The organism is Geobacter sp. 60473 (assembly GCF_036323535.1).
Classification (GTDB): Bacteria; Desulfobacterota; Desulfuromonadia; order Geobacterales; family Geobacteraceae; genus Geobacter; species Geobacter sulfurreducens.
In genome coordinates, this window is record NZ_AP028967.1 from 556,854 (window position 1) to 576,439 (window position 19,586).

The 19,586-nt window shown below is 60.4% G+C and carries 13 protein-coding genes; 2 read left to right on the plus strand and 11 right to left on the minus strand.

The genetic code is table 11. The annotated features are described in order from the left end of the window. Positions 1-34 precede the first annotated feature (34 nt). The 8 genes from kdpA to AABA48_RS02555 form a co-directional block, all read right to left on the minus strand. On the minus strand, positions 35-1,798 hold the full coding sequence (gene kdpA / locus AABA48_RS02520) for a potassium-transporting ATPase subunit KdpA (protein WP_434007046.1): 1,764 nt from the start codon (positions 1,796-1,798) through the stop codon (positions 35-37). A gap of 108 nt (positions 1,799-1,906) precedes the next feature. Next, on the minus strand, positions 1,907-2,116 hold the full coding sequence (locus AABA48_RS02525) for a hypothetical protein (RefSeq protein ID WP_286351971.1): 210 nt from the start codon (positions 2,114-2,116) through the stop codon (positions 1,907-1,909). A gap of 410 nt (positions 2,117-2,526) precedes the next feature. Continuing rightward, complete coding sequence (locus AABA48_RS02530; protein ID WP_338270966.1) at positions 2,527-5,133, minus strand: tetratricopeptide repeat protein; 2,607 nt, start codon at positions 5,131-5,133, stop codon at positions 2,527-2,529. Between the two features lie 62 nt (positions 5,134-5,195). Continuing rightward, positions 5,196-6,896, minus strand: coding sequence for a protein arginine N-methyltransferase (locus AABA48_RS02535; RefSeq protein ID WP_010943113.1), 1,701 nt, complete (start codon positions 6,894-6,896; stop codon positions 5,196-5,198). A gap of 260 nt (positions 6,897-7,156) precedes the next feature. After that, positions 7,157-9,967: a GPMC system transcriptional regulator gene (locus tag AABA48_RS02540; protein WP_286351973.1), complete on the minus strand. Its 2,811-nt coding sequence runs from the start codon at positions 9,965-9,967 to the stop codon at positions 7,157-7,159. A 106-nt stretch (positions 9,968-10,073) separates the two neighbouring features. Continuing rightward, entirely contained in the window at positions 10,074-11,213 is a 1,140-nt protein-coding gene (locus AABA48_RS02545; RefSeq protein WP_338270968.1) for an HD domain-containing phosphohydrolase, read from the minus strand. 95 nt (positions 11,214-11,308) lie between these two features. Then, positions 11,309-12,670 carry a type II toxin-antitoxin system HipA family toxin YjjJ gene (gene yjjJ / locus AABA48_RS02550; protein WP_286351975.1) on the minus strand — a complete coding sequence of 454 codons (1,362 nt, stop codon included), beginning with the start codon at positions 12,668-12,670 and terminating at the stop codon, positions 11,309-11,311. A 209-nt stretch (positions 12,671-12,879) separates the two neighbouring features. Continuing rightward, positions 12,880-13,932, minus strand: a complete 1,053-nt coding sequence (locus AABA48_RS02555) for a hypothetical protein (RefSeq protein ID WP_286351976.1) — start codon at positions 13,930-13,932, stop codon at positions 12,880-12,882. 459 nt (positions 13,933-14,391) lie between these two features. Here AABA48_RS02555 and AABA48_RS02560 point away from each other — a divergent pair, with 459 nt between their 5' ends. Beyond that, positions 14,392-14,529: a hypothetical protein gene (locus AABA48_RS02560; RefSeq protein ID WP_286351977.1), complete on the plus strand. Its 138-nt coding sequence runs from the start codon at positions 14,392-14,394 to the stop codon at positions 14,527-14,529. A 33-nt stretch (positions 14,530-14,562) separates the two neighbouring features. Here the strand turns inward: AABA48_RS02560 and AABA48_RS02565 are convergent, their stop codons facing one another. Then, on the minus strand, positions 14,563-16,407 hold the full coding sequence (locus AABA48_RS02565) for a TIGR04442 family protein (RefSeq protein WP_338270970.1): 1,845 nt from the start codon (positions 16,405-16,407) through the stop codon (positions 14,563-14,565). Between the two features lie 103 nt (positions 16,408-16,510). After that, positions 16,511-17,266, minus strand: a complete 756-nt coding sequence (locus AABA48_RS02570; RefSeq protein ID WP_010943103.1) for a GPMC system MBL fold metallohydrolase — start codon at positions 17,264-17,266, stop codon at positions 16,511-16,513. Between the two features lie 128 nt (positions 17,267-17,394). Between AABA48_RS02570 and AABA48_RS02575 the strand changes: the two genes are divergently transcribed. Beyond that, positions 17,395-18,417 (plus strand): GPMC system family 4 glycosyltransferase, encoded by a 1,023-nt coding sequence (locus AABA48_RS02575; RefSeq protein WP_338270971.1) that lies wholly within the window; start codon positions 17,395-17,397, stop codon positions 18,415-18,417. A 45-nt stretch (positions 18,418-18,462) separates the two neighbouring features. Here AABA48_RS02575 and metX read toward each other — a convergent pair whose 3' ends face one another. Next, positions 18,463-19,569 carry a homoserine O-acetyltransferase MetX gene (metX, locus tag AABA48_RS02580; protein ID WP_338270972.1) on the minus strand — a complete coding sequence of 369 codons (1,107 nt, stop codon included), beginning with the start codon at positions 19,567-19,569 and terminating at the stop codon, positions 18,463-18,465. Positions 19,570-19,586: the final 17 nt, after the last annotated feature.

Here is a 19,586-nt window from a genome sequence, read left to right on the forward strand (position 1 = left end):
CCGCCCTTCAAACGGGCGAATACAAGGTTCGCCCCTACATTGTCATGGTCAGGTGCTCCACGATGGGCCCGAGCGAAAGGGCCGGGAAAAAGGTCAGCGCGCCGACGATGAGGATGACGAGGGTCAGCCAGAGGGCGAACGGCACCTTGTCCGTCGGCAGGGTCCCGAGGCTGGGAGGGACGTACTTCTTCTCCGCCAGGGAGCCGGCCATGGCGAGCACCGCCACCGCCGGGGCATAGCGTCCGACGATCATGGCCAGGGCGCCGAGGAGGTTGTAGAAGTCCGTGTTGGCGGTAAGCCCCGCAAAGGCGCTCCCGTTGTTGTTGGCCATGGAGGCGAACGCATAGAGGACCTCGGAGAGGCCGTGGGCTCCGGGGTTGGCCATGGAGGCCACGGCGGACGGGGAGATCATGGCGATCCCCGAAAGGATCAGCACCATGACGCCGGCAGCCAGTATCGTGACGACCGACATCCACATCTCCCGCACCTCGATCTTCTTTCCCAGGTACTCCGGCGTGCGCCCGATCATGAGGCCGGAGACGAAGACCGCGATCACGGCGAAGGCGAGCATGGTATAGAGCCCGGAGCCGACCCCGCCGGGGACCAGTTCCCCCAGAAGGATCAGGGAGAGCGGTATCATTCCGCCGAGGGGTGTCAGCGAGTCGTGCATGGTGTTGACCGCGCCGCAGGAGGTGCCGGTGGTCGCGACGGCGAACAGGGCGCTTCCGGTCAGGCCGAAGCGGGTTTCCTTCCCCTCCATGTTGCCCCCGTGAACGCCGAGCTTCGCCACCAGCGGATTGCCGCTCGATTCCACTCCCTGCAGCACCGCGAAGGAGGCTGCCAGGATCAGGAGCATGACCCCCAGAAGCGCCCATCCTTGCCGTGTATTCCCCACCATGGCGCCGAAGGTGTAGGTGAGGGAGAGCGGGATGAGGAGGATCAGGAAGATCTCCACCATGTTGGTAAGAGGGGTCGGGTTTTCGAACGGATGGGCCGAGTTGGCGTTGAAGAAGCCGCCGCCGTTGGTTCCCAGTTCCTTGATCGCCTCCTGGGAGGCGACCGGTCCCATGGGGATCGTGACCTCCTTCGCGGTCACGCTCTCGGTGACCGGATTCCCCGAGGCGTCCTTGACCGGGCTTCCCGTGCCGTCAAGCTTCGGCCTGTCGTAGGTGACCGGCTGGACCAGGGCCACTGTCTTGTAATCGCTGAAGTTCTGGATGACCCCCTGGGAAACAAGGAAAAGGGCGGCGATCAGGGAGATCGGCACCAAGATATAGAGGGTGCAGCGTGTCATGTCGACCCAGAAATTGCCGAGCGTGGCGGTCGTGCGCCGCGCGAAGCCGCGAATAACCGCGATGGCCACGGCGATGCCGGTGGCGGCGGAGACGAAGTTGTGCACCGTCAGCCCAACCATCTGGGTGAAATAGCTGGCTGCCTGTTCGCCGACATAGGCCTGCCAGTTGGTGTTGGTGACGAAGCTGACCGCCGTGTTGAGCGCCGGCTGCCAGGTGAAGGCCGGCAAGTTTTGCGGGTTGAGGGGGAGCAGGTGCTGCAGCATCAGCATGGCGAAGAGCGCCACGAAGAGGACCAGATTGAAGAGGATCATGGCGCAGGCGTAGCGCTTCCACCCCATCTCCTCATCCCTGTCTACCCCGCAGATACGGTAGAGGAGGTTCTCGCAGGGGACGAAAACAGGTGAGAGGAAGGTCCGCTCGCCCTGGAACACCTTGGCCATGAAACTTCCCAGCGGCTTTACCGTGGTAGCCAGGAGCGCGATCAGGACCGCTGGCTGGATCATATCGGTGACGGACAGCATAATAGCTCCTTGTCCTGATTGAAGATTGACCGGCAGGGGGCATCCCTCCCGGCACCGGCACACGCTGAAGCACCAGCCCGAATCTCTGTTTTACCCGGGCGGCGGGTCCGATGCCGTCTTCGGCCGAATAGCCTTCACGGTCCACACATTGCTTTCACAATTATAGACCGCCATTTCACCTTTGCAGTAGGGTGGCGGCGCCACGGCCGTGACCCCTTCGATCATGTCGATCACTGTCTCGTCCTCGAATCCCTCGCCCTGGTACACGCCCGTGATGCAATCGAAAAAATAGACTTTCATGGCCGTCCTCCCGCGTGAAATCCTGACAGGCTGTTAAAAAACGTCATGAGGAGGCCGGGATGCCAGGCGCAAGAGAGCGAAAAAGCGAGGCGTACCCGTTGGTACGTTGAGCTTTTGAGCAAACGGCAACACCGCAGACCGGCCCCGCAATAGTTTTTCAACAGCCTGCTGATCACTACCGTAGCGCAAAGCGCCTCAATGCAGGCTCAAAAGAGGGGGGAAACGCATCAAGAAATCATCAAGAAGAGAAGTGCCGGAGAGACCGTCCGTGCCGGAGGGCGGGGCGGGAAAAACGAAGGCCCCGGTCGAGCGGGGCCGTGCAGGGTGGGAAGGTGGTGGTCAGGGTGGCGGTTGTTGCCGGGGACCGGGCCGTCGCATCACCCGGCTCCGATGTCCCGGAGGTCGGCACACTATGGTGCGGTTTCATCGGCGCGGAACACGAAATCCTGGGCCCGGACGGAATCGCACAGCAGGCACGGCTTGACCTGGCCGCCCGTACGGCTGTCGATCCAGGCCGTCAGTTTGTCGTAGTTGCCCTTCACCGTGCTGTCAGGGAAGGATCGGCACGCCCTTTCCAGGAAGTCGAGGGACGTGTCGATCTGATTGCGTGCAAGGGCAATGCACGCGTGCTGGTTGAGGATGATGTTGCCGATGGGGAAGCCCAGCCCCTCTGCCCGAGCCAATGCCGCGGTGGCTTTGTCGAACAGGCCCGCGCGAAGGTATGCGTTGGCGAGCTCCGCATGGACAGCGGGCACGTCAGGCAGAAGCTCCACAACGGCTTCTCTTTCTTCAACGGTATATTCGTACCCGCTGATGGTTCCGATGCTGCAGTAAAGATGCTGCATGACCGTATCAAGGTCTTTTTTGCGCTTTCTTTCCACGGAGATATCCATGAAGTCGTTCCGGAAGTAGACATCCGAGGTCAATCCCTGTTGTTCGCACAGATGACCGTAGTCTTCCGTGCCCGGAAGAAATGTCAATGGTGTAAGGTCGTAGCTGTTGGGCCGACCGGCCCGGATCAGGTCGATGCTCGCCTGGAGCGTGTCGGGCGTTTCTCCGCGATTGCTCACCATCATGTAGTAGTGGACGAGCATGCCGTACTTTTTGGCCGCGCGGGTCACCGTGAGAACCATTTCGGGGGTGATCCCCTTGTGTATCCTCTCAAGGATCTCCGGTGACCCCGATTCCACCCCGATCATGATCTCCTGGCAGCCTGCCCGCCTCATCCTGTGCAGTACCTCGTCCTCCATGGCATCCACGCGGGTGCTGCAGCTCCAGAGAAAGTCGAGCTTGTTCCCGATGATCGCGTCGCACATTTTCAGAGTACGCTGCTGGTTGGCGGTGAAGGTGTCGTCTGCGATCATGAGGTAGGGCACCGGCAGCCGGGCCAGCGCCTTCCTGAACATGTCAATGCAGTAGTCTGTGGAGTAAAAACGGATCTTCCGTCCCCACAATACGGGATTGCCGCAGAACGAGCATTTGGAGGGGCAGCCGCGCGACGTCATCACGATGTTGCTTGAATAGTAGTCAAAATGGGATGCAAGCGTGTCGAGGTCACTGATCCGGGGGCGCACTGGGCCGAGCGACACCTCGTCACCGTTTCGCCACGCAGTGCCCGGGATTCCCACTGCCGGCCGGTGCGAGCGGATATGGTCGAGCAGCTCCATGAAGGTCTCTTCGCCTTCGCCGATGACAACCGTATCGATTGCGCGGTAATAGCGCAGCGTTTCAAGGGGGAGCGTCGTTGCGAAGGGGCCGCCGACGGTTATGTGGGCGTGGGGGTGGCACTGTCTGATCAGGGCGCACAGCGCACCCATGCCGCGCCGGTTGGAGTTGTAGGCGGATACGCCGTACACGTCGGCCCCAGTTTCGGCGATGAGGGCCACGATGTCGGCCCAGGGCGCGTTGAACAGATTGTACACGCGGACGTCGTGCCCGGCTTTTTTCGCCTGGGCCGCGATGGACAGCACGCCCTGGGTAATGGTCTTGAGTTCCCTGCTGATGGCGACCGGGCCGCCGGCGGTGGCGGGCGGGCCGAACGGCATGCCTTCCGGTACGTTCAGATCCGCGGACGGTATCTGCCACAACGGAGGGTAGATCAACACAATGCGCAGGGGGCGGGGCGCGTTTTCGTCTCTCCCGGCAACGGCTACCGCTTCGCCAGATCCGTCATGCTCATGGGAGGGGACCCGATACTTCCGGTCGAGCGACTCTGCGGATGCCGCCGCGGTCTGTGACGATAGCTCCCGGGGTAACGGGTGCGGCTGTCCCTCTGCCGCGTCCGCGGCGGGATACTCGGGATCGCGGATCAGATCCCCGTCCATGAGCAGGGGATTGGTCAGGCGCCGTAATGCGTTAGTCCAATCTTCCTGGTGCGCGAGAGACAGTTTCCAGCTTTCGAGCGCCTCATCCAGGCGGCCCATTTCCTTAAGGACGTTGCCGAGGCTCGCGTAGGCCTCTTCATACGTCGGCCTGATTACCGCTGCGCGGCGATAGCAACTCTCCGCTTCCTCCAGGCGGCCCAGGGCCTGAAGCGCGGAGCCGAGGTTGTAGTGCGCCTGAGCCAGATCCGGGTTGTTCTCGATGGCGCGGCGGAAACAGGCTTCCGCCTCGTCCAGCCGCCCCAGGCTGCTCAGGATGTTGCCGAGATTGTTGTGCGCGATGGCGTCGTTCGGCCGCAGCTTCAGCGCGTAGCGGCAGTAGTATTCAGCCTCGTTGAGCTGATTCAGCTCATAGTAGATGATGCCGATATTGCAGTGGATATCCGGGTCGTCGGGCAACAGGCCGGCGGCCTTCAGGAACAGGGGCAGCGCATCCCCGTTCTGCCCCAGCAGCAAGGTGCAGATCCCCAGTATCTTCCAGCCGAAACCATGATCGGGGAACCGTTCGGTAAGGCCCTTTGCAAGATGCGCCGCCTCTGCGTAGCGACCCTGCCGCATGTAGCTGATTACATTGCCGGTCTCGTGGGGCGTCGGCTCGCTTGCTTTCAGGTTGGCTCGTCTCAGTTTGCGGTTCATTGGTTCACCATTAAGACGTTACATACGGGATGCATGTCTGATCTGCCCCGTGCGAAGGGATGTCATGGGGTCACGATTTTCTTCAGAAAGAACCAGCAGGTCCTGATGTCGTGGGAGGCGATGATCTGCGCGACCTGGCCGGGCTGCACGTCGACGGGGGTTTTGAAGAGATAGACGCAGTGCTGCCAGCCGGATGCCACATTCCTCTCTGCCGGATGGTTCTCAAAGACGAAGGTATCGTCCATTTCAAGGCGTATCCACTGGATGACGCCGCAGCACCTGCCGGCCCTGGTGATCGGCACGTCTATGCCGTAGCTTCTGCTGGTGGGGAAGTGATCCGTGCCCATGAAGTCGAAATGAATGGCCCCGATACCGTCGCTCAGCAGTTCGATGTTGAGATCGTTCCTGCCGACATACTGCTTCGGGGGCACGATGTCGTTGAACCTCGACAGGTCGAAGCCGTAGACCTCGTCGACCCGGACGTTCATTTCGATGTCCCGTCCGCCGAACAGGGCAATCCGGACCGAGCCCCGGGCGGGGATGATCCGGGCTCCCGGCTTGAGCAGCCGCCGTTTTGCGTCTTCGATGCTGCTCAGAACGCCTTCGCCGAGAAATTCGCTCGACAGGATTTCCGAGACGAGCAGATCGGCCCGCTCTTCCAGGTCGACGCCGACCTCCAGGGTGGTGGACAGTTTCGGAATCACGGTGACCTGGTCCGCGAATCCGTTGTCTTTCACGATGGACGCGGCAGTCTCGGCAATTGCCGTGACCACCTCGCAGGTTGTCACGTGCCGTGCGCCCAGGCGGGCCGACATCATGGACAGAAGGCCCGATCCGGTCCCGATTTCCAGAACGCGCGTCTCCGGGGTGACCGCGGCCTGCAGGGCATTGAAATAGGCATCGTTCCTGGGCTTGTCGTTCATCATGGGCAGATGCCACAGGGGAACCGTGTCGCCGAGGGTCATGCTCAAGCCGTCATGGGCTTCCAGTTCGTAGGGGGAAAGCTCGATTGCCCGGCGGAAACTCGCCGCTGCCTTGTCCGGCTGGCGGAGCTTGAACAGGGTGTGGCCCAGGCCGATGTGGGCGCGGGTGTAATCCGGCATCAGCGACAGGGACTTCCGGTAGGTGGTTTCTGCCTCCTCCAGCCGGTTCAGCCCCTTCAGGCTCGTGCCCAGGTTATTGAGGGCTTCGGCAAAATCCGGCTTGAGGACGAGAGCCCTCCGGAAGCACTCCTCTGCCTCCCCATACCGTTTCTGATCATTCAGCACATTGCCGAGATTGTTGAGCGCCTCGGGAAAATCCTTGTTGATTTTCAGCGCAGTGCGATAGTTGCTTTCCGCCGCCTGGAGAAGCCCGATCTCTGCCTGGGCGATACCCAGGTTGGCGAAGGCCTGGGCATAATCCGGCTTGAGGCTGGTGGCCCGCTGCAGCCAGGGTACGGCTTTTTCATACTGCTCGAGCCGCAGGTATGCCACCCCGAGGTTGTGGTGCAGCTGCGCATCGCCCTGCGCCAGGTTCGCCGCCGTGGTCAACGGTTCGATTGCTTCCTTGAACCGTCCCTCCATGAGCATGATGACCCCGATCGCCTTCCAGACCACGGCGTGGTTGGGCCATTTGTTCACGGCCTCATTGATCTTCTGGTCCAGCAGGTCAAAGCGTCTCGAATTGAACAGCGCCAGCGTGTCTTCAAAAAAAGTGCGGGGGGGATTGGTCACGGACAGCTTCGGCCCTGCTCCCGCGGCATGCGCCTTCTTTTTTTTCATGCAGCACCTCCATAACGAGGAATGAACTGCCGGTTAGGGGTTATGTCTTGTGCAAAGATTGCGCCATGCGTATCCCTGATGGAGCGAGTGGCTGAACGCCAAAGGGGTCCGTCATGGCGCAGGCGGTGCCCGGCGCCGGCGAACGGCGCAGTAAGCGAGATCGCTACCGCGAATCGTCTTTTAACAGGCATGGCCGTTGCGCTGATCGGCCGGCACCGGTATTCGGGCCGGCCTTGCCGTCGGTTTCCGGTCTGCCGCCCTCAGATCTTCACCGTCTTGTAGAGGAAATTCTTGAACTTGAAAAACCGCTTCCGCTCCTCGTCGTTTTCTTCCACATCGTCGCCCACGGCCTTGAGGTAGCGGGCCACCTGGGGCATGCTCCGGCCCGCCGCGTCGCGGCTCCGCTCGATGACGAGCCGGACGGCGTCGCGGGGGATGGCGTTGCGGGAGTAGGGCTCGTAGACCGCTTCCCAGAAGGTTTCGCCATTGGCGATCTTGTCCAGGATTTCCGTCACCATCCGGTCGTTCAGCTCCTGGGTGGCGGTGGCAGGGGCGAACTCGCGCATGCCCGCGGCCAGGGCGCGCCGGACGTCGTCGGCGGTGAGCACCGTGCCCTTGCGGAAGAAGAGCGCCCGCAGCAGGATGCTCCGCAGCTCCCTGATGTTGCCGTGGTAGTGGTGGTTCATCAGGAGCCGCTTGGCCTCCTCCGCCAGGGTGGGGGCGGCGTCCTTGGACTCGTCCCCCCGGTAGGTGCGGTAGAGCTTGCCCAGGAAGTGGGTGGCCAGGTCGGGGATGTCCTCGCGCCGCTCGTTCAGGGACGGCACCTGCACCGCCAGCTCCGACAGCCGGTGGTAGAGGTCTTCCCGGAAGTTCCCCTTGCGGATCTCTTCCGCCAGATCCTTGTTGGTGGCGGCCACCAGGAGCACCCGGCTGAAACGGTCCTGGTTTTCCCCCAGCCGCACAAACCCGCCGTTGTCCAGGAACCGGAGCAGCTGCACCTGGGTCTTGGGGTCGGCGTCGCCGATCTCGTCCAGGAAGACGATCCCGCCGGCGGCATCCTCCAGGATGCCCTTGCGGTCGCTGTAGGCGCCGGTGAAGGCCCCCTTCTTGTGGCCGAAGAGTTCCGAGTAGGTCAGGTCACCGCTGTAGGCCGCGATGTTGGTCTTTTTCACGGGGAGCTGGCCAGCGGGGTTGAGCTTCTCCCGGTACATCTCGTTCAGCTTGTTGTAGAGGTTGTTGAAGAAGAACTCCTTGCCGGCGCCGGTCTGCCCCTGGACGAGGATGGAGGGGAGGCCGATGGTCGCCTCCTGGAGGACGTTCTTGCTCCAGAGGGTGATCCGGTTGAACAGGGGCACCGACACGGTGTTGATGAAATCAACGATCTCCTGGGCTTTGCGGCTGTTGCCGATGATGTTGCCGAGCCGGTAGGAGGAGATCTGGGGGTCTTTGTAGGCCACGTCGGTCTTGAGCCGGGTCACCTCCCCCTCGAGCCGCTCGATCCGCTGGACGTCGGAGATGTGCCGGGAGGTGAGCCGGTCGATGATCTGCAGGATCCGCTTGTGCTCTTCCGTGAACCAGGCGGGCTTGAGCGAGTTGAGGCAGACCACGGCGATCACCTCGTCGTCGCAGACGATGGGGACCGCGATCTCGCTCTTGATCAGCTCGTGCATGGAGCGGTGGAACCCTTCGCCCCCCTGCTCGTCCGCCACGTGGGCGATGATCTTCGGCTGTTTGGACCAGGCCACGTAGCCGGTGAGGCTCCGCTCCTCGGGGGGGAGTTCGTGGCCGCCGATCCTGAAGGGGGGGATGTACTTCTTGAGCCACGACTTGTTCTTGGCCCCGACGATGGTCCCTTCTTCGTCTTCCACCACGAGCCATTTTTCGCCGTCGCGCTCCTGAACGATGGCGATGCTGCCGGTGTCGGCGCCGATCAGCTCGGTGGCCATGGAGAGGACCCGGGTGAGGAAGGGGGAAAGCTCTTCGTTGCGCTCCTGGAGGAGTTCGGTGATCTCGGCCAGGACCCGGATCTCCAGGTGCTCGCCGCCGATCTCGTTCACCATCCGCTCCGCCATCTCCGCATGGGTCTGGAGCAGGCCCATCTCGAAGTCGGAGAAGCGGTACAGATCTTTGGTGAAATAGTTGACCAGGCAGATGACCTTGCGGCTGGATGGCTCGTAGCGGGGCACCACGTAGAGGGAGCGCAGCGCCATCTTCTCGGTGAGGGCCTTTTTCTGGAGTTCCTGCTGGGTCAGGTCCGGGATGAACAGCGGGCGCAGAAGCCGCTCGTCGGCGATGACCGCGTTGTCGTCCAGGAACCGGGAGATGAGGGAGGTACCCCTCTGGAGGGCGATCTCTCCCTGTTCGTCATACTGCTTTTTCAGGCTGGGGTCTTCCGAGTGGCTGGCCAGGATGGCGAGGCGCGACGAGCCTTCCGGACCGGGCACGGGCACCAGCACCGAGGCGAGGACCAGCCGGTCGATGAGGCGCACGGCCGACTGCACCATGAACGAGGCGGCTTCCCGTTTCTTGTACTCCTCGACCCGGCGGGCGAGCAGGAGCTGCTGGTGGTAGATGCGGGCGACGTCGAGCCGGTCGGCCACGGAGGTGACGAACTCGCCCAGGAGCGCCTTCCCCTTGCCGCGCAGGATCTCCCCCGGCCGGAAGCGGTCGATGCAGACCACGCCGATGGATTTTCCCTGGCTCACCACCGGCAGGATGTAGCTGTGGCCGATGGCGAAGCGCTCGGCAAAGCCCCGGTCGAAGGTGTGTTTGCCCTCCGGCTCGTAGTGGAACTCGGCGGCATACTGGGAGACAAAGACGCTGGAAACCGACGCCTCACGGGAGATGATGGGGAAGCTCACCTCACGGATCTCATCGGCCAGGGGGCCCGAGGCGTGGACACAGGTGAGGACGCCGCGGGTCAGGTCTTCCAGGTAGATGCGGATCCGGTCCTGGCCGGAGACGAGACGCACCCCCTCGGCCAGCAGGTGGAGCATTTCCTCAAGGTTTTCCTTGCCGTAGGCAACGATTTGATCCCGCAAAAGGGGGAGGTGCGACGAAAGGGACTCCATTGAAACCTCTGAGTGTAAAAAGTGTACTCAGGGGCAGTGTAGGTGAAGGGGAGGGGGAAAGTCAAGGGAGGCGGCCGCGCCCGGTCAGCTCAGCCCGTTTCCCGTTCTAGATGTCATGCCCGATTCTGGCAAAAACACCCTCAATGCGTAAAAATGCCATAACCACTTCAGGGTCAAAGTGCTTGCCATCGCCTTCAAGAATAATAGTCCTGGCCTGATCATGGGTTAAGCCTTTGCGGTAACACCTGTCCGATCGCAAGGCGTCATACACATCCGCCAGGGCCATGATTCTGGCGGGCAAGGGGATGTTCTTGCCTACCAGGCCATCGGGATGGCCCGATCCATCCCATCGTTCATGATGATAGAGAGCTATCTCGATACCCATCCCGATAAACATATTGCCAGGGTAGCTGTTGAAGACCAATTGCAAGGTATCGGCACCGATAACGGTGTGAGACTTCATCGCTTCAAATTCTTCAGGGGTAAGTTTTCCGGGTTTCTGGAGAATACCGTCAGGAATGGCAACCTTCCCAATATCATGGAGAGGAGCTGCATGCTGAATACAATCAATGAATTCCGCCGTTATATGATCAGAATATGATGAGTGGCGGCGGAGATCTTTTGCAAGCTCTCGGCAATACTCTCGAACTCGCTCTAAATGCCCTCCGGTATCCTCATCCCGGGATTCGGCCAACTTTGCCATTGCGAAAATGGTGGCACTCTGCGCTTCAGATGTTTCCCTGATTTTTTGTTCGATCAGCTTTTGATCAGATAATATGCTCTGCATCCGGCGCATCTGTTCAATAGTGCGCTCTGCTGTCATTCGAGCTTCAAACAGCAACTTCTTGTTGTGGGCAATCCGGATTGCAGCGGTCAGACGAGCCATGAATTCAGCTTTTTTAAAGGGCTTGACTATGTAGTCATCTGCCCCACGTTCCAGGCCGTCAACAATGGCGTCAAGGCTTGACAGGGTAGTGAACAGAATAATGGAGAAGAGTCGGTTGGTAACGTCCAGTTCATCGAGCACTTCAAGCCCTGTCTTATTCGGCATTTCAATATCCAGCAGCACGACATCAGGCTTTCTGGTCGCGATTGCTTCGAGCCCGGCAATACCGTCATTCGCCTCGATAACGGCATATCCCACTTGTTCCAACAGCTCTCGGACAAATGCTCTGACTGCCCGGCTATCATCAACAATCAGGACAAGAGGCGTAGTATTTTCTGTAGTTTCTTTTGTAAGAGGCATGTTGTTCAATCTTCCACCGAAATTCCGTGGACCTTATGTATCATACTTTGAATCGCCACTGGTTGGCCCACCTTAAACTCCCCTGCCATTGTGCTTTACGCGAATAAACGAGGTCCAGCTTGTAATTCCTTCACTATCGCATAGTTAGCCGAACAAACTGCTCGAAATTCTTCTGAAATACGAATGTCGGACGTTGTTCGGTTCCAGAATCGGCCGGCACTTTCAAGTGCTGAGGACCATTCGTTGGGGGCACCGGAAACAACCGCAGGAACCGTGAGAGGACGGGATGGAGCAGCCCCGTCTACCGGCCTGTATGCCATTGGCAGTACATCATAGGCTGGAGCAAGCGTGAAACGCCTGCTGCCATCATGCATGATCAAAGAGACATTGCCAAAGTGCTGATCATTGTTGCCGATCAGGCTGCCAAAAACCGAGAGCCATCTGAGAGAACCGGCATCCTGAGTTGACAACCTTCCATCGCTTGCCATTCTGTTTGCGGCATTAATCCAGTTGTCCCGAAAGCCGTAGAATTCATTATCTATTGCCCGCAATGAAACAATGGGCAGGCGCCCCATTAATCCTGTTCTGTCAAAACGAACTACCTCCAGGAATACCCGGCCTCCTGCTTCGATTATGGTGCTTCGAACCGCGCTAATACCGGATTTGTTTACAACTTCCAAAGCATGATGCTCGCAGATAAGGAGATCAGCCCATCGCCTTCCTTCGTCTGTGCTGACAGGCGGAGAAAACTTGACCAGTACATTCCGAACCGCTCCTGAACGCTCGATACTGGCGGTAAATTTGGGCTGTTCTCCACCCGCAGATGATCCTGCCGGTTGGCCGTCTATGGCCTCTTGGGCAAACCTCGGATAGGCAGCGGCAATCGCTTGTTCCCGAATCGGCGCGGGTAACTCACGAGCCATGCGGAAGTATCTCTCAATAGATTCCCGGCCAATGACCAGATTCCCCACGGTGTCCTCGCCTCTACGTGCCAATGCGGACAACACGTGATCTTCATTCCAGTCAAGACTGCGAGGAGGAAGGCCTAATTCCACGTGTAATTGACGAACGAACGCGCGGCCGACAAAGCCATCCGGGTGGAGGTCGGCAATGAACCATGGGAGGCTTCGGAATACTTGTTCGCGAGCATTCAGGGGGGACCAGAGAAAATGGTCCTGCGCAACAGCGTATAATGTCCCGATCTGGTGGGCATTGCCTTGGGTGTCAATTTTGAAAATGGGGAATTCTCCGCCAAGACCCCGTATGTCACGTATTCTCGTATAGCGACGTGCCCGTGCGCTCCCGATAGCGATTATCCTGTCGCCCAGTTGCGCAAGCAGGCGAGAAACCGTCGGTTGACTGAGGCGAAAGCGTTGCTGGATTTCCGGTGAGGAATATACACCTGTGCCCAGGTATGATAGTAACCGGTCTGGATTATCGAGGTTGCTGACCCGCATGACCGAGATCCTTTGAGAATAGATTGAGAATAGATAAAATACGATAAATAAATAGTATTTTCATCTTATTATTGTCTGTGCGGTGGGTGTATGTGAATAATAGTGAGAATTGATATTGAGGGGGGTATGCTGTTTGGGTTTTGCTAGCGGCTCAAGGCACCAGCGGCGGAGCGTAAGCGGAGACCGCTGGTGCCGCTGGTTGTGCGCTCCTACGCCTGAAGCCCTCGCTCTGTAACCGCCGTTACCACTCGTTTGAGCCAGCGGAGAACCGCCTCTATCTCTTCTGCTGTGTAGTTCTTGTCGATGGACCACTTCAGCTCACGGCCAGCGGGCTTGAAGAATCCCGTCGATTTCGCCTCTGAAAACAGCTTTGAAAGGGTCTCCTCCTCAACTTTGATCTTGCTGAGCAGACCTCCGCGGCCATACAGCGCTGTATAAATGGATTGTCGAAAGACAGCGTTTGGCGGGTAGCCAAAGCAAATAGCGACATGGGTTCCAGCGAGGTCAACGTTTACAGAAAAACCTTTGGTGCCCCAATGAAGCGGCAGATGCTCCTCTGCTGCGAAGGAAAGTATTTTTTCAAAAACGGGTCTACCAAACTGGTTCAAGGAATTTAGAAACTCGTCAGTGGTTGTGATGGGAAGAGAGCCTGAAGATATTTGGGTGGTTTTTTTCGGTTCTCCGCCAACGACGATGTCGTGAGACAGTAGTCTCATTCCGCCGTTTGACTCGAAGTATGAAAACTCAAGGCAGGTTACTCTTACGCCTTTGTTTCTCAGGAACAGTGAGGTCTGTCTGATTTCGTCGGTGACTCGTTGTCCAACAATTACTATGCGTTGATCTTTGTTGAAGGAAACAGCCTCATCAATTTCTAGCGTAAAGTATTGCCGGTGATACTCTGCTAAACCTATCGATTCATCGTTTAGGTACTGTCCTAATATCTGCTCAAGTTGGTCTACGTTGAGGCCTTCCACAAAAGATGCATATTCAAGGGCCTGTGCCAGGGTTTCTCTTGGTGTTCTATCTCGTTTTAACTCAATGACTACTACGTCGCCTTCTCTGTCCAAAGCCAGTAAGTCTATGATGCTTCCAAGGTTTGTTGAAATTTGGCGACCGATGATCAGTAGCTTTCCGTCTTCAACGATACCATCAGGATTGCTCTCCAGCCACTCCTCAAGTACTCTCTCTTGGTGTGATGCCTGAAATGGCTTGGAAATGTACTCCGCAAATTTGCCGTCGTTTTGAATCGTAAAAATTCGCATTTTCGCCTTTCATTTCTTCGCGTACAACGTCTCAAGGCGCCAGCGGCGGAGCGTTAGCGAGACCGCTGCCGCCGCTGGTTGGCTACTCGTATGCTGCCAATGGCCCCTGGGGGGCGGGCCAAGCTAACAACCTGGAACTACATAATAATAGCCCCCAAAGAACGTATTTCCAGGCCTTAGAACCTCACTTTCGTCGGTCAAATTGGCATTGTAAGGCTCCGCCTTCTCGAATCAATTCCCCCCGCACATCACTAACACCTATTCATAGATCAATTACCATCCCTGTTCAATCAGGAAAACCCCTATACGCCGCGGCCTTGGGGCCGCATTTCAGGCGATGCTCACACTGCCACCCACACGGGGCAGTGGTCGGACGGCTTGTCAATGGCGCGGGTGTTGTGGTCGATGCCGGCGGCGCGGCAGGTTTGCCGGAATGGCAGGGTGAGGAGGATATGATCGATGCGCAGGCGAGTGCGTGTGCTGGGAACAACGAGTATTCCGGGGAGTATTCTTGATGCGGGTAATCTGGCCATCCATGGCAAGGGGAAAAAGGACCGGACTGTTCCGCTGCCGGGAGCGATCATCCCGGAGCTGTAGCAGCAGTTGAAAGCTGGTGCCGGACTCCCCCGCCTAACTCAAACCCTTCCTGATCTGGTACAGCTCCTCCAGATCCAGCTCGTTCAACTCGAAGTACTCCCGTTCCAGCTCTTCCACGTAGAAGCGGTCGAGGCCGGAGTTTTCCAGGAAGTCTTCGCGCAGGGCGGTGTCCCGGTCGGCGATGATCCGGGGGAGGAGGCCGTGGAGGTAGACCGCTTCCTTCTGGATGGTGAGGATGGTTTCGTCGAAGAGCCGGTCCGGGACGTTCCCGTCGGTGAGCTTCTTGGCGATCAGTTCTTCGTTCACCTCGCGCCTGAGGGCCTGCTGATCGGCCCTGGTGGTGTACTTCGAGTAGAAGTTCCGGATGCGGTCCCGCACGTGGGACAGGAGCAGGATCGCCAGGCGCTCCTCCCGGTCGATGGTCAGCAGCTGCTCCATCACGGCGGTCACCGTGAGCCGGTTCAGTTCGATTTCCGCCAGGCCGCGCCGCAGGGTGGTGATCTTCATCCGGCCGTAGCGTCCCAGGTACTTGTTTTCCAGGAGCCCCGCGATGAAGAGCTCGTCGAACAGGCCGTCCCGAAGCGAGTCGAAGGCGGTCTTGTTGCCCAGCAGGCTGCGGATCATTTCTTCGGTGATCCGGACGTTTTCCATGAAGGCCAGCTGGTTGACGGCCTGGGAGGTGGTGTCGTAACGGTCGAAAAAGGTGATCAGGTAGGAAAAGCCCTCGATGATGGCCAGTTCGGCGCCGTCGCGCATCTTTTCGTCGCAGAGGCGGCTGGCGTCCAGCAGCAGTTCCTCGAAGGAATGGTCACGGTTTTCGGCGGCCTTTTTCTTGGCGAAGAGGAGCCGGGCCATGTCCTCCCGGTCGATGGAGCTCTCGATGTCCCGTTCGGTCAGGAAGATTCCTTCGAGAATCTGGCGGATATCGGAGAGATAGTCCTGCTCCTCGGGCGCCACCAGTTTCTTGTCGTTTTTCAGGACTTCGTCGAGGGTGTAGAAGAGCGCGCCCGGAATCTTGTTGCGGACCGAGAGGGTCTTGAGCCGCGTGAGCCGGGCGTTTTCGAGCCGGCTGATCTCCCCCTTGCGGTGGCAGCCGATCAGGATGTTCTTGTACTCGTCCACGATCCGGCGGTTGGCCGGGTGCTTGTACATGACGTCGATCCTGATCCGCTCCTGCTGGTAGCGGTCGATGTCGTGACGCGCGGCAACGGCGGTGAGCATGGCGAAGTCGTCGTCGGCGATCTTCTTGTTCCTGAAGTAGAGCCGCCGGAAGGTGTCGTGGTACTCCCGGTGGTGGACGTTGATCAGTTTGAAGAGGAAGAACAGGGCGGTGGGATCGCTCAGGAGGGCCAGCACCTCGGCGATGAGGGCGTTTTCGTCCTGCTCCCCCACGGCGGCGGAGCGCTTGAGGGTCTTGCCGATGGTCCTGACGATGGATTCCTGCTGCCGTCTCAGGGGACCGGTCACCCGGGCCGAGGAGATGAAGAAGAAGTAGTTGACCACGGCGTTGCCTTCGAAAAACATCTTTTCGAAGCCGAGCTGGCCGCCGGTGCGGTCGTCGAAGATGAGGTTGCCGCTCTCCTCCTCCATGCGGGCGCCGTACATGACGAGCCGGTTGATGACGTCGCCCTTGGCCAGGTCCGGCACCGGCTGGTCCACGCCGAACATGTACTCGCAGAAGGAGCCGCCGTTCCCCTCGTGCCTGATGCCCCCCGGGCCCAGGACGAATTCGTTGCCGGGCGCAAAGAAGCGAAGCTCTCTCCCCGGCCCCTCCGCGGCGTTGAAGAAGTAGCGCTGGTGCGAGTCGTCTCCCGCCACGATGGCGTAGTACTCGATCCGTTCGTCTATCTGGCCGTGGAGGCGAATGTCTCTGTGCATGGCTGCCCTGTCCGGAGATGCGTCGCTCGGAGCGTGTTCGCGAATAAGCTCTTATATCGACAAATCACGGGTTTTTCAAGGACGATACGCTGGGGCGGACAACTTAGAGCGAGACGGTCATCCCGTCGTAGGCAAACTCCACCCCTTCCGGCAGCCGAATGCCGTCGGCGTAGGCCACTTCGTGGGTCAGGTGGGTGAAGATCGTCCGCTTGGGGCGCAGCTCCGCGACTACCCCGAGCGCACCATCGATGTTGAAGTGGTTCTCGTGGGGGGTGTAGCGGAGCGCATCGATCACCAGCAGGTCGAGCCCCCCCAGCAGCGCCAGGGATGATTCGGGGATGCGGCTGCAATCGGTCAGGTAGGCCGCACCGTCGATCCGGTAGCCCGTGGCGGGCATGGTGCCATGGTGGAGGTGGATGGGGACGATGGTCCGGCCGAACAGGGCGAACGGATCGTGGATCACGTGGGGGTCCAGCAGCGGCGCATAGCCGGCCGCTTCCATTCCCTTGAAGATGTAGGAGAAATTGCGCAGCACTGCGTCCATGGTCTCGCGGTTGCCGTAGCAGGGGATCACGCGCCGGTGGATGAAGTGGAACCCGCGCAGGTCGTCGATGCCGTTCACGTGGTCGGCGTGGGAGTGGGTCAGGAGCACCGCGTCGATGTGGGGGATGTGTTCCCGCAGGGCCTGGCGCCGCAGGTCGGGGGATGTGTCCACCAGGATGTAGCGGCCGGCCGCTTCGATGAGGAGGGAGGCGCGGGTCCTCTTGTCGCGCGGGTCGGTCGACGAACAGACGGAACAGGTGCATCCCACCATGGGAACGCCGGTGGAGGTGCCGCTGCCGAGTATGGTAATCTTCATGGGGTGGGTCTCCCTGCGAGTTGGGCCACGATACCATGAGCGGAAGCGGCCCCGCAAGGGTCTTTGTCCTTGCGTCCGCCACCGGTTCGGGCTACCATCGGCCCCCTGCGGAGGGAAGGGAGCACCGGATGAAGATTACTCTGATTACCCCCTATTACCATCCCCCTGCCCGGGGGAATGCCGTCACCGCCAGGCGGATCGAGCGACAGCTCCGGGCCGCGGGGCACGCGGTGACCGTTCACTCCCTTGACGCCGCGCCCGCGGAGGATATCCTGCGGCGCATCACGGCCGATCCGCCGGACCTGATTCACGCCCTGCACGCCTATCTGGGGGGGCGCGTGGCCCGGGAGGCCGGCCGGGCCACGCGCATCCCCTACCTGATCACCCTGACCGGTTCGGACGTGTATGAAGCGCTGGAGGACACCCGGCGCCGGGATACCCTGGCGGTCCTGCGCGATGCCGCCGCGGTGGCGGCGTTCCACAAGTGCGTTCGGTGCCGGGTGCTTGATCATCATCCATCCCTGGCCGAAACGATGGCTGTCATCCCCCAGGGGGTGGAACTGCCCGGGGAAGAGTTCGATTGGGGGGAAGAGCGGTTCGACGGGGGCGAGTTCGTCTTCTTTCTGCCGGCCGGGCTGCGGCCGGTCAAGAATGCGGCCTTTGCCCTCGGCCCCCTGGCGGAGCTCCACCGGGAGGAGCCGCGGGTCCGCTTTCTGCTGGCCGGGCCGATCCTGGACCGGGAGTACGGCGCCGCAACCCTTGAGGCCATCGACCGCCATCCCTTTGCCCGCTACCTGGGCGAAGTGGGGCGTGACGCCATCGGCGCCCTGTTCCGCCGGGCAGACGCGGTCATCAACAGCTCGACCTTCGAGGGGGGGATGGCGAACAGCGTCCTGGAGGCTCTGGCTTTCGGCAAGCCCGTGCTGGCGTCGTACATCGACGGCAACCGCTCAGTGGTGAAGGAGGGAGCCACCGGTTTCCTGTTCCGGGGCGAGCGGGAATTCCTGGACCGGGCCCGGGATCTGCTCTGCAATCCCGCCCTGGGACGGCGCCTCGGCGAACAGGGACGGGAACTGGTGCGGGAGCGTTTTTCCCCGGGACGGGAGGCGGAGGCCTACCTGGAGCTCTACCGGCGGATCACCGGCGCGTGAGTGGAACCCGGCGGACGATCGCCGGGTTTTTTTGTGTGCGGAGGCCTAGCCCCGCTCCACGCGGGCCAGGAAGTCCCGGACCATGGGCGCGAAGGTTTCGTGCTCCAGGAGGAAGGCGTCATGGCCGTAGGCCGACGGGATCAGGTGGTATTCGGCCTCCTTGCCCAGGGCCCGGAGCGTGGTGGCCATCTCTTCGGTCTGGTAGGGGGGGTAGAGCCAGTCGGAGGTGAAGGCGAAGAACTGGATCGGAGCCGTGACGCGGCTGAACGCGTCTTCCAGCGACTCGTACCCCCAGGCCACGTCGTACAGATCCAGGGCCTTGGCCAGGTAGAGGAACGAGTTGGTGTCGAAGCGGTCCACGAAGTTGTAGCCGTTGTAGGTGAGGTAGCGTTCCACCTCGAACTGGCCGAAGAAGTCGAACAGGCCGTCCCGGGCCGAATAGCGGCGGCCGAACTTCTGCCACATGGATTCGTCGGAGAGGAACGTGATGTGGCCGATGCCCCGGGCGAGCGCCAGGCCGTCCTTGGGGTTTTTCCGGTACTCCCCCTTTTTCCAGGACGGATCGTTGAAGATGGCCCAGCGGGCCACGGCGTTCAGGGAGATGGCCTGGGGCGACGGGCGGCTCGTGGTGGCGAGGGCGATGGCCGAGCGGACCCGGTCCGGGAACTGGGTGGCCCATTCCAGAGCCTGCATCCCGCCCATGCTGCCGCCGAGGACGGTGAGGAGCCGGTCGATGCCCAGGTGGTCCAGCAGCAGGGCCTGGGCCCGTACCATGTCCCGCACGGTGATGACCGGGAAGGAGAGGTTGTAGCGCTTGCCGGTCTTCGGGTTGATGGACGCGGGGCCGGTTGAGCCGTAACAGGAACCGATGACGTTGGAACAGAGGACGAACCAGCGGTCGGTGTCCAGGAGTCGTCCAGGCCCTACGATGGCGTCCCACCAGCCGGGCTTGGGGTCGTCTTCGCCGTGTTTGCCCGCCAGATGGGCGTTGCCGGTCCAGGCGTGGGCCACCAGAATGGCGTTGGACCGGTCGGCGTTCAGCCGGCCGTAGGTCTCGTAGGCCAGGGTGATGGGCCCCAGTATCCGGCCGCTTTCCAGCCTGAGATCCGCTTCGAAGGTGACGGATTGTTCTTCGACGATGCCGACGGACATGATTCCCCACGGGCGCG

Bases quoted from the DNA above. Each gene is read 5' to 3' on its own strand.
- AABA48_RS02560 (WP_286351977.1), top strand. From the start codon at position 14,392: ATGCGCAGGCGAGTGCGTGTGCTGGGAACAACGAGTATTCCGGGGAGT.
- kdpA (WP_434007046.1), bottom strand. From the start codon at position 1,798: ATGATCCAGCCAGCGGTCCTGATCGCGCTCCTGGCTACCACGGTAAAG.
- AABA48_RS02530 (WP_338270966.1), bottom strand. From the start codon at position 5,133: ATGAACCGCAAACTGAGACGAGCCAACCTGAAAGCAAGCGAGCCGACG.
- AABA48_RS02545 (WP_338270968.1), bottom strand. From the start codon at position 11,213: ATGCCTCTTACAAAAGAAACTACAGAAAATACTACGCCTCTTGTCCTG.
- AABA48_RS02575 (WP_338270971.1), top strand. From the start codon at position 17,395: ATGAAGATTACTCTGATTACCCCCTATTACCATCCCCCTGCCCGGGGG.
- AABA48_RS02570 (WP_010943103.1), bottom strand. From the start codon at position 17,266: ATGAAGATTACCATACTCGGCAGCGGCACCTCCACCGGCGTTCCCATG.
- metX (WP_338270972.1), bottom strand. From the start codon at position 19,569: ATGTCCGTCGGCATCGTCGAAGAACAATCCGTCACCTTCGAAGCGGAT.
- yjjJ (WP_286351975.1), bottom strand. From the start codon at position 12,670: ATGCGGGTCAGCAACCTCGATAATCCAGACCGGTTACTATCATACCTG.
- AABA48_RS02565 (WP_338270970.1), bottom strand. From the start codon at position 16,407: ATGCACAGAGACATTCGCCTCCACGGCCAGATAGACGAACGGATCGAG.
- AABA48_RS02525 (WP_286351971.1), bottom strand. From the start codon at position 2,116: ATGAAAGTCTATTTTTTCGATTGCATCACGGGCGTGTACCAGGGCGAG.
- AABA48_RS02535 (WP_010943113.1), bottom strand. From the start codon at position 6,896: ATGAAAAAAAAGAAGGCGCATGCCGCGGGAGCAGGGCCGAAGCTGTCC.
- AABA48_RS02540 (WP_286351973.1), bottom strand. From the start codon at position 9,967: ATGGAGTCCCTTTCGTCGCACCTCCCCCTTTTGCGGGATCAAATCGTT.
- AABA48_RS02555 (WP_286351976.1), bottom strand. From the start codon at position 13,932: ATGCGAATTTTTACGATTCAAAACGACGGCAAATTTGCGGAGTACATT.